This is a genomic window from Colwellia sp. MB02u-14 (assembly GCF_014076915.1).
Classification (GTDB): domain Bacteria; phylum Pseudomonadota; class Gammaproteobacteria; order Enterobacterales; family Alteromonadaceae; genus Colwellia_A.
The window spans coordinates 91,661-102,150 of sequence record NZ_JACGUX010000071.1 but is presented as its reverse complement, the minus strand read 5'-3'; the positions used below and the strand labels follow the sequence as shown (position 1 = coordinate 102,150).

At 37.4% G+C, this 10,490-nt stretch carries 7 protein-coding genes and 4 tRNA genes; 2 read left to right on the top strand and 9 right to left on the bottom strand.

Going from position 1 to position 10,490, the window contains the following annotated elements; translation table 11 throughout:
* Positions 1-77 precede the first annotated feature (77 nt).
* The 8 genes from H4J52_RS09575 to H4J52_RS09540 all read right to left on the bottom strand — a co-directional run bounded on the left by H4J52_RS09575 (position 78) and on the right by H4J52_RS09540 (position 4,165).
* Positions 78-154, bottom strand: a tRNA-Asp gene (locus H4J52_RS09575).
* Positions 155-283: 129 nt separating this feature from the next.
* Positions 284-360 (bottom strand) — tRNA-Asp (locus H4J52_RS09570).
* A 147-nt stretch (positions 361-507) separates the two neighbouring features.
* Positions 508-584: transfer RNA gene (locus H4J52_RS09565), tRNA-Asp, on the bottom strand.
* A gap of 52 nt (positions 585-636) precedes the next feature.
* Positions 637-713 (bottom strand) — tRNA-Asp (locus tag H4J52_RS09560).
* 170 nt (positions 714-883) lie between these two features.
* Positions 884-2,152 (bottom strand): TIGR03503 family protein, encoded by a 1,269-nt coding sequence (locus H4J52_RS09555; protein ID WP_182181588.1) that lies wholly within the window; start codon positions 2,150-2,152, stop codon positions 884-886.
* Between the two features lie 44 nt (positions 2,153-2,196).
* Positions 2,197-2,925 (bottom strand): DNA polymerase III subunit epsilon, encoded by a 729-nt coding sequence (dnaQ, locus tag H4J52_RS09550; RefSeq protein ID WP_182181587.1) that lies wholly within the window; start codon positions 2,923-2,925, stop codon positions 2,197-2,199.
* Positions 2,922-3,437, bottom strand: a complete 516-nt coding sequence (locus tag H4J52_RS09545; RefSeq protein ID WP_182181586.1) for a DUF2919 family protein — start codon at positions 3,435-3,437, stop codon at positions 2,922-2,924. Before H4J52_RS09545 ends, dnaQ begins: the two co-directional genes overlap by 4 nt.
* Complete coding sequence (locus H4J52_RS09540) at positions 3,437-4,165, bottom strand: DUF599 domain-containing protein (RefSeq protein ID WP_182181585.1); 729 nt, start codon at positions 4,163-4,165, stop codon at positions 3,437-3,439. Before H4J52_RS09540 ends, H4J52_RS09545 begins: the two co-directional genes overlap by 1 nt.
* Positions 4,166-4,418: 253 nt before the next feature.
* On the opposite strand from H4J52_RS09540, the gene H4J52_RS09535 reads away from it, so the two are divergent.
* Positions 4,419-6,794 carry a carbohydrate binding family 9 domain-containing protein gene (locus H4J52_RS09535; RefSeq protein WP_182181584.1) on the top strand — a complete coding sequence of 792 codons (2,376 nt, stop codon included), beginning with the start codon at positions 4,419-4,421 and terminating at the stop codon, positions 6,792-6,794.
* A gap of 111 nt (positions 6,795-6,905) precedes the next feature.
* Positions 6,906-9,254: a carbohydrate binding family 9 domain-containing protein gene (locus tag H4J52_RS09530; protein ID WP_182224571.1), complete on the top strand. Its 2,349-nt coding sequence runs from the start codon at positions 6,906-6,908 to the stop codon at positions 9,252-9,254.
* 173 nt (positions 9,255-9,427) lie between these two features.
* Here H4J52_RS09530 and H4J52_RS09525 read toward each other — a convergent pair whose 3' ends face one another.
* Positions 9,428-10,483 carry a hypothetical protein gene (locus H4J52_RS09525; RefSeq protein ID WP_182181582.1) on the bottom strand — a complete coding sequence of 352 codons (1,056 nt, stop codon included), beginning with the start codon at positions 10,481-10,483 and terminating at the stop codon, positions 9,428-9,430.
* Between the last annotated feature and the right edge of the window lie 7 nt (positions 10,484-10,490).

The window sequence follows — 10,490 nt, the reverse complement described above, 5'->3', positions numbered from 1 at the left end:
GTTTTGAAGTTTTGAAGTTTTGAAGTTTTGAAGTTTTTTCCGCATATAAGAAATATACAGAATGTGAAAAACAATGTTGGCGGAGTGGACGGGACTCGAACCCGCGACCCCCGGCGTGACAGGCCGGTATTCTAACCAACTGAACTACCACTCCGCTGTATTGTTTTCTTTAAGTTTACTACTGTAAGTAGACAGGACTCAAAACCCGCGATAACAACTGAACCACAACTGGGTTATATTGCCACCTAAATTTTTATACGGAACTTTAACCGTTAAACAATGTTGGCGGAGTGGACGGGACTCGAACCCGCGACCCCCGGCGTGACAGGCCGGTATTCTAACCAACTGAACTACCACTCCGCTATATTGCTTACTTTGAGATTAACTGCCGTGCCATAAAGACTAAGCATACGGGACTCAAACCGCCTTACTATTTTTGATACTTATTAATAAAAGATGTCACGCCTTTTAAAAATAATACAATCAAAATATAACTTAAAACAATGTTGGCGGAGTGGACGGGACTCGAACCCGCGACCCCCGGCGTGACAGGCCGGTATTCTAACCAACTGAACTACCACTCCGCTATATTGTTTTTAAACGTTTAGTAAAACTAGGTGCTTAACCTTGATTAGTTGGCGGAGTGGACGGGACTCGAACCCGCGACCCCCGGCGTGACAGGCCGGTATTCTAACCAACTGAACTACCACTCCGCTGCATAATCACTGCATTCGTCAACAAGTCGTTGAATGCGGCGGAGATAATACGGTTAAGATGGAGAGCAGTCAACCACTTTTTTAATATAATTAACCGTATGCACGTTTGATGAACAATACGCGGGAATTACATTCAAAAACCACTGTATTTATTTAACTATCCACCGTTATTTCTGCTTTTTACGACGAGATACAAAATAAAATAACAACGCAATTAAGACAATTCCTACGTTTGCAACGCCAATTATTATATAAGTTTGCTGTTCTTTTTCTTTTGCTGCCATTTTTTGCGCTTTTTTTGCATCGGCTAATTCAATCGCTAATATTTTTGCATTCTCTTCTGCCTGTTTAATGTTGTCGGTGATAACACCGTCAACGTTTTTTAAGCTAACGGAGGTAACTTCACCATTAATATCGAGCGTTGGCATTAACAAACCACTCTTACTTTCTGCATTAAACGTAAACTCAGGCAACACCAAACGAAATTCACGTCCATTAATAGTTTTACCAAAAACATTCACCGCTATACGGTGAACACCCGATTCTGTATAAGCAATTTGATAAAGACGAGAGGTGCCTTTACCATCCGTTAGAGAAAACGGATCGACTTGGCGGTCAGGAAAAGTAACTTTCCCTTGAAACAACACACTGTCAGGGTCAACAAAAGTTGGGTCAATCGTAAAAGTAACGTTATGTGACTTCCCTACTTCACCGGCGGTGTCGACAGATATTTTAATGGGGATCTTTTGTAATATAATCGGTTTTTGTCGTAATTCTCTTGTTGCCATCGGCATTTCAACATAATAGATGGGTAGCCATTCACCGGGAGCAAAATCAAGTTCAAATTCCCCAGTAAACACACCATCATTAGCATATTCATCTAAGTCACGACCGTCATCACGAAATTGGGCTATTTTAATGGGCTCAGCGCCAAAATTATCAAACGCCGAATTATTGGTACTAAAAAAATCGACATTTAAATTAAGTACATCACGAAATAAGGGGTCATCAATAGCCAGTTCGCCATTATAAAGATGTCCTTCAACTTTCAACGTTTCCCCTGAAAGTATCACTTCAGGTAAAGGGTCAACTTTAATGGTGACCTCAGTAACGACCATAATATGACTACCCGGTAAAATATCGCCAATAGCTTGCCAAGGACCCGGCATAGGATTTTTAATCGTTATTAAATCAAAGGTACGATCGTCAAACCAAGTGATCTTATCTTTAGGTAAATTATTAATTTTAATTTTTGTACCGTCAGGTCGCACAAGAATAATCGGTGGCGAACCACTTCGTCGATAAAAAAGAAGTGTTACTTCCTCAAGCAACGCATCTATTTTAAAACGATTGTCAAAATAAGGGATTTGATTAGTAATGTTATCTGATTTGTAATAATCCACCTTAGTTTGTTGTCCGTTACTTTTTACAGACATGAAAATACAAATGATGGATATGAATATGAAAAGTTTATTTTGACCTATTTGGGCCATATCGGCTCGCTCCCTTTATTAGCAACTACCGCTAATCTTTCATCATGCTTAATGAGTTCATCGGCAGAAGCTTGAATAACCTTTAATTTTGTTCTCTGTGAAGATAAACGCCGAATAGCATTACTATCCTCACCCGATTCACTCCCTGCTGATAAATTTAAGACAGACTGCTTACGCGTCATCTCTATATAAACAAAAGCTAAAAGCTGAGCATCAACTAATGCTCCGTGATAGGTGCGGTCAACTAATTTATCAACACGATAAAAACGCGCTAAATAATCAAGTGTTTTCGGTGAGCCAAATTCATCTTTAGAGACATGTAAAGTATCTATGACCGTACACATGTCGCGTGTATTAGGAATATTACGCTTAAGTAAAGAAAATTCATTATCCATAAAACCAATATCGAATTTAGCATTATGAATAACAAGACGAGCACCTTTAATAAATTCAATAAACTCATCAGCAACTTGCGTAAACAAAGGTTTATCACGAAGAAAATCATTGGTTAGCCCGTGAATATTAATAACTTCCTGTTCCATTTCAAACAAGGGGTTAATATAAACATGAAAGCTGCGACCAGTTAACTGACGGTTGATCATTTCAACACAGCCTACCTCAACAATTCGGTGCCCTTCCCTAGGGTTAATACCAGTGGTTTCGGTATCAAGAATGATTAATCGTTCATCGGGTTGTACGTCTTGTGCAATACTCATGGTAATTTAATAACCTTTTTTTTCTTTTCGGGAAGTGGCTCAGGAAATTCAGCGACATTAATCATAAATTTTTTACTACTATTTAATATGATTATAAGTCCTCCAACAATAATAGCTTGAGTAATTAACCAGGTTAGCGACAATAAATGCCAATAAAAGAAAGCTACTAAGCAGATAATCAAATCAAACAGTAAGGCTAGAGTGAGAATACCTTTAACGTGCAACCAAGAACACTTAACCCAGTTTTTCGCTTTAGGTCTACGTAAGCTCAATACAATAACAATAAAGATCCCTAAAGCACCAGAGCCTAAACTTAAGTAAAATAATGACGTCTCGGGGTATATCCATTGGATAATACCCACACGGTCTTTCATATTGGTTACCGACATCAACCAAACGACATAACCGCGTAGAATAAAAATCAAAGAGAGATACACCCACTTCGATATTTTTAAACAATCAAAATGGTCAAAATCTTGTACCGAATAAGCAGAGTAATTATGTCTATTCATTAATACTTTGACCGAGACTTTTTAGTTTGCTCTATCCTTAAATATTCTTGACCTGAGGTGATAGCCTTGACCGCTCTAGATCTAAATTCACGGTCATATAATGTAAAGACAACAAATAAACTGGCGAAAATAAATAAAATGGGATGAAAAAACCAACACATCGCTGCAATAGAAAAATAATAAGAGCGCAAACCATAATTATAGGAGTGTGCCGCTTGATCTTGAACAATCGCCATTTCTTTGGCATAGGCACGTAGGTTGTCATCCATACCCGACGTATCATAAGGCGCAGCGCCAATCATGACATTTAAAAAGCCATACTGACGCATCGACCAGGTAAATTGGAAAAATGACATAATAAAGATAAAAGCTAAAACACCTAATTTTAATTGAATCGCCGCATGGTTTGGAAAGTCAGCAAATGGAATTGAGCCTATAACCGCTTCTAATCGTTCAACTTGTGCAAATAAGGTTAACACCCCCGCCAAAACAAGTAAGGTCGTTGAGGCAAAGAAAGCAATATTTCGCTCTAAGTTCGCTAGCAGTGCTGCGTCCCCAACACGAATATCACGAGTCATTAACTCATTCATCCAATGAATTCTATGTTGATGTAAACATCGAGCGATGCAATTAGTCTTTTTTGCTTTTATACGAGCGAACCAAGTGTAACCAATCCAACAGGTTACGAAGCATAGAAAAGCAAAAATATCGAGTAGAGTAAATGGCATAATAGTTAGAATATAAATAACGGTATTGCTATTATGCAGCAGAATTTTTATAGATTCGAGCTAAATTTACGTGCAGTTAACTATACAAAAGATGTTAGCAAAAACCATTAATCTTATTCATTACCCCAGTTATCGTAATTCCTTTGACACAAAGTGTAACTTTCTTCACCATCGCCGATAAATCTATAGTCTATAGTTTACGTTCAAAATTGCGAAATAAGCTAAAGGCAAACACTTTCACTTTGGAGTACCAATGTTTACTGTCAAATTCAGCCATATTTTGACTATTTCCGCTTTACTATTCTCTTTTCCTTTTAAAGCTGATGCACAACAGCCAAGTGAGATCCCACGCATTTCAGGAAAAATAACGATAGATGCTAAATTGGATGAAGAACAATGGCGTCATGCAAAAAAAATATTAATCAATAATATCACGCGTCCTTTCGACAATATTCCCAGTCATATACATACAGAAGCACTACTGATGGAAGATGGTGGTACATTTTATATTGCCTTTATTGCTAAAGACCCTGACCCAAGCCAAATTAGAGCGTTTTACCGTGATAGAGATAAATCATGGGGTGATGATATTGTCGGTATAAAAATTGATACTTATAACGACCAACGTTCAGCTTATCGTTTTTTAGTTAACCCATTGGGTTCGCAAATAGACGGTATTGAAAATGAAATAACAAAAAATGAAAGTGACTCATGGGATGGCATTTGGGACAGTGCCGGAAAAATTAATGACAAGGGCTACATTGTAGAGATGGCTTTGCCCCTTCGAATGCTCAACTTTACTGAGAAATCATCGCTTCAAGATTGGGGCATTGAATTAATGCGCTTTTACCCCAGAAACGAATTTTTTCGTTTATCCAATATCAGACTCGAGCGAGATAATGATTGTGAATTATGTCAGCTTCATACCGTTGAAGGTTTTACTGGCGCAAAACAAGGGGATAATTTAACGGTCATACCATCATTAGTCACCGGCATTAATGAAGACAGAGATGACAATGACGATTGGCAGCGCGAAAACAATACTGAGGCGAGCTTAGATATTCGTTGGGGCATAACCCCTGACTGGTTGTTAAATGCCACCATCAACCCAGATTTCTCAACAGTTGAAACTGACAATGCTCAGTTAAACATTAATAACAATTTTGCACTTTTCACCCAAGAAAAAAGACCCTTCTTTTTAGATAATGCTGATTACTTTGACTCTAATTATAATTTGATTTATACACGAAATATTAATGCACCTAACTATGGTGCAAAATTAACAGGTCGAGAAAACAATCATTCCTTTGGTTTATTTATTACCGATGACGACAGTACCAACATTTTGATCCCAGGTAACCGAGGGTCTTCTATTGCAAGTATTGACGGAGAATCAAAGGCCAGTGCATTTCGCTATCGCTATAGCTTCAATGAAGATATTACCATGGGAACAGTAAGCACCATACGTACCGCTGAAGATTACCAGAATATTGTTCACAGTGTAGGGACGCGTATAAGAGTTTCAACGGCTGATGTATTTGAGTTTCAAACACTTTATTCAACAACTGAATACCCGGACGATTTATTTGAACAATTTTGTAATGCTGATGATTCAGATGACTCAAGCGAGTCAAACAATTGCCATGCACCACCAGAAAACATTGACTGCGGCTATGGCCATTGTGATTACAATGAGCAAGTTTTACGAACCTTAAAAAAAGATAAGTTTAGCGGTAATGCCTTTAAAACCAGTTATTCTCACAATGACCAAGATTGGTATTACCGAGTGAAATACGATAAACAAAATGCAGGTTTTCGTGGTGATTTAGGTTTTATTCCTAATGTTGACTACAACCGCTTCTCTGTTGGCGGTGACCGAAAATGGTACGCAAAACCAGGGAATTGGTGGACAAAATTTAAAATATATTCTGATTGGGATATCATTCACAATGACAACAACGAGTTAATAGAAAAAGAATTTGATATCAATGCTCAACTCAATGCAACGATGAACTCATACTTCCGATTTTCCTATTCAAACCGTGACTTAGTGGGTTTAAGAGAAGATAAAAGTATTTTAGCGATTGATGGCAACACCACGCTATTTACAGAAAATCAATTTTCGCTTTTTGGGGAATTTAAGCCAGTGCTAGGTTTGTATGTTAACAGTAACTTTAAATACGGCGACGCAATTGATTATAGAAACAATCGTCTTGGCCGAACCAAGCAGTGGAGATCAAAAGTAAGTTGGAACGTTGATAAGCATTTAGAATTAAATATCAAACATACGTTTAACCAACTAAATGCTGAAGGTGCTAATGTTTTTAATGCACGATTAACTGACTTTAGAGCGACTTATCAATTTGATGTCTTAAGTTTTATACGTTTCAGTTTTATTTATAATAATACCAACAGAAATATTAATAATTATACTTACACTGACCCTGAAGACATCACGGAAAGTCGAAAAAACGTCTCTACTGAATTGTTGTACGCATACAAACTGAACCCACAAACAGTATTTTATTTAGGCTACGCTGATAGACATTATACAGAAGAAAGTTTTGGCGACTTAAATCAGAATAAACGTAATTTATTTATGAAATTTAGCTATGCTTGGATAAAGTAATATAAACCAAAAATAAATTATCTAATTTAACGTAAAGTCGCCTTCTGGCGACTTTTTTTGTTAACTGTTCATTAAACTAAAGTAACTAATGATTGTTTTAATGGGGATTTTTTGACACAATTTGCCCAGAATGACTATATAAAAATAATAAAAAATATTTCTGGAGAAAAAATGTTGTTGTTAAGAAGTAGCTACAAAGCCGTAGTAGCTAGTGTATTCTTACTGTTTTCACAAAATAGTTTTGCTGAACAAAACACCAAAGAACAGAGTACAAAAGAACAAACAATCAATAAAATCGCTCATTTATCGATACCTCATGCTAAAAAAGAAGTCATTATTGATGGCGAAATCAGCGATGAAGAATGGTCACAAGCATTATCTATTGAGCTAAATATTGTTAACGACCCTTGGAATAACAAGCCCAGCCCAGTAAAAACAACCGCAAAAATTTTTGAAGATGGTGACACCATCTATATCTCTTTTGTTGCCCAAGATCCCAACCCAGAAGAAATTATTGCCTATTTAGGTGACCGAGATACCCGACTTGAAGACGATGTTGTGGGTATAAAACTCGATACCTATAATAACAGACGCTTAAGTTATGAATTATTTGTCAACCCTTACGGCGCACAAATTGACAGAATAAAGAATGAACTAACCGGAGATGTAAATTCAGCCTGGGATGGCATGTGGCAATCGTTTGGCAAACGAACACCTACAGGCTATCAAGTAGAGATGGCTGTGCCCTACCACACGCTAAACTTTGCCGACACCGGTGAAGAAAAAACATGGGCCATTGAATTTATTCGTCTCTACCCTCGAGATTCTCGACTGCGTATATCTCATATTCCGCTTGACCGAGACAACGATTGTTGGTTGTGCCAAATTCCAGAGGCAAAAGGCTTCAAGGATGCAAAAACCGGTAATAACGTTATGATCACACCCGCTGTCGTAGCAAGTAAAAATGATACCCGTGATATTTACGACGCACAAGATGAATGGCATAGCGATAACGACACCGAAGCTGGGGTAGATTTACGCTGGGGTATTAATGCTAATACTCTGTTAAACGTAACAGTAAACCCTGATTTTTCTACCGTTGAGTCTGATGTTGGTCAACTTAGCGTCAATAAAACCTATTCTTTATTTTATCAAGAAGCTCGCCCTTTCTTTGTTGAAAACTCAGATTATTTTTCTTCAAATTTCAATTTAGTTTATACCCGTAATATTGCTGACCCTGATTATGGTGCAAAACTAACGGGCACTAATGATAATCACACCTATGGTGCATTTATCAGTCATGACACTGAAACTAATTTTATTGTGCCAGGTAATACGGGTTCAAGTTTAAAATCGTTAAATGAAGAAAGTCACTCGGGTGCTTTTAAATACCGTTACGACTTTTCAGAAGACTTCTCTTTAGGTGCAATAAGTACACTGCGAAAGTCAGATAATTATCAAAATACGGTTGCGGGTATCAATACTAAATATAGGATGGATGATTCAAACGCTGTTCTTGCACAAGTTGTTCATTCAAACAGTGATGATTCAATAAAACAGTCTGATGATCTCTCTGATCAAGCGATGAAAGTAAGTTTTGAACATGACTCTGAATATTGGTCGGTAAATGCTGAGCATCAACAAATAGGTAAAGATTTTCGTGCCGATTTAGGTTTTATGACAAAAGCTGATTATCAAGATGAAAGAGTCTTAGTTGACCGATACTTTTATGGTGATGCTGATAGCCTTTGGCAAGATGCAAAATTGTCGGGACAATGGCAAATTAAACACAATGAGAATGGTGAATTGCTAGAAAAAAGCCTAGCCTCAAGTTTTACTATTTATGGTCCTAAACTTTCAGCATTCGATATTATGTTTACCTATGCTGATAAAATAGGGTTACGAAAAAATGAATTAGATGATGCTATTGATGGTAATACCGACCGTTTCACCGAAAAGCTTGTCACTATGTTTGGTTATATAAAACCAACACGATACTTATATGGTGAACTCGGTTTCTCTTTTGGTGAAAGAATAGATTACCAAAATAACCGTCTAGCCGACTATAGAGAGTTTTATGCCAATACTCGTCTTAACCCGACGAGTCATTTGGAAGTCGACTTTTCATATACCTATGAAACCCTCGATGCTGACGGTGGTAAAGTCTATGATGCCAGTTTAGTTGAGCTAAGAGTCTCGTATCAATTTGACGTAAACAGCTACCTTAAATTAAATGTTGTCTACTCAGATGTTGATCAAAACCTTGCTAATAATGTTTCTGCTTATTCTAGAATCAATAGCGACTTATCAACACAGTTAATTTATAGCTATAAGCTCAATCCACAAACGGTATTTTTCTTAGGGTACTCTGATAACAGTTATCAAGACGATGATTTAACTGACTTAGGACGTGGCGAACGTACTTTGTTTACAAAAGTTAGCTACGCCTGGATGCCTTAGACGTTTTAATAATGGGATAAGACTCAGTTAGATACTCGATTATCCAACTGAGTTTCACCCAGGAACGTTTGTCGACGCCCTCCTATAAGTTTGTAAAAACTAAAAATGTTTTTGCTAACCTTTCATTAAAAACGCTATAACGTTGAAAAGTTGCTCAAAAAGCTTTTAGCCCTTTATCTTCCGTCAGCCATATTTTGCAATAATAACAAGCGTTGCTGTTCCTGCTTAGAAGGTTGATAAGGTCTATGGCTTAAACTAGCAACTGCAAAATCTTTTATTACATACTCTTTAAGTAAACTATCTCCATATTTTGCTGGTGTACCCGGCGCAGGCGACATTAACTCAATAGAAAAAGTAGATAAGTAAAAGGGCGCTTTCCGCCCTTGCAATACTGATTGGTGAGCTTTTAAATAAAGACTCGTATTGCCTTTATCGAGTTTTTCTTTACTCACCATGTGTGCAATGGGTTGGTCATTAGCATCAAATAAATTTGCTCGTATTCGATAAAGCCCCTGCTCTCTGGTTTTTAGGTGAGCTTTTAACACCATATCAGCCTCGTCATGAAAGGCTGAATCAAAACTTTCTAATGTGGCAACAGAGTCAACATATTTAAGCGCCAGCGTAATATTGATGTTCTTACCGTTAATGTGTGCTCTTATTGATGCTTGCAATTGGCTAGGAAGATTCCTTTGGCCTTTAAATTTGGTCTGCCAGTTTGCTTCACTCTGTTCAAATTTACGGGTCAATAATAATTCACCGGTTTCAATATCAACAAGCTGAAGCTCCGCATAAGTAATATTTTCTCCCGTTAGCGTCGCAAAAACAGCTTCAGGATAAGTGTAACGATACTTTGATAGTGCAGCAGACACCTTGGTACCATCGTCGTCAACGAGCATCGATTGAGGGTTAAAAAAGTTAGGGTTCAAACGATCAAAATCTTTATCTGTTAACGGTTGAGAGTATGGTGGAAAGACTAATTCGCCAGCATACGCTTTAGCAACTAAAAGAGCAGAGTCATTTGAAGTAATTTTTTTGGGCTTACCCGTCACTGAAACAGGCTGAACCACTTTTTTTTGTGGTGGGTTTATTGTTTTTATGGTGGTTTTTTTTGTTAACCTTTCGTTAGCTGTCGATAATTGTTTAGGTGCGATTGATGGCCAAAAAAGCCAAACAACTATTGCAGTAATGCTAATAGCCACCATTTTCTTTAAAAAGGAATGTTTTTTCATCACTCGT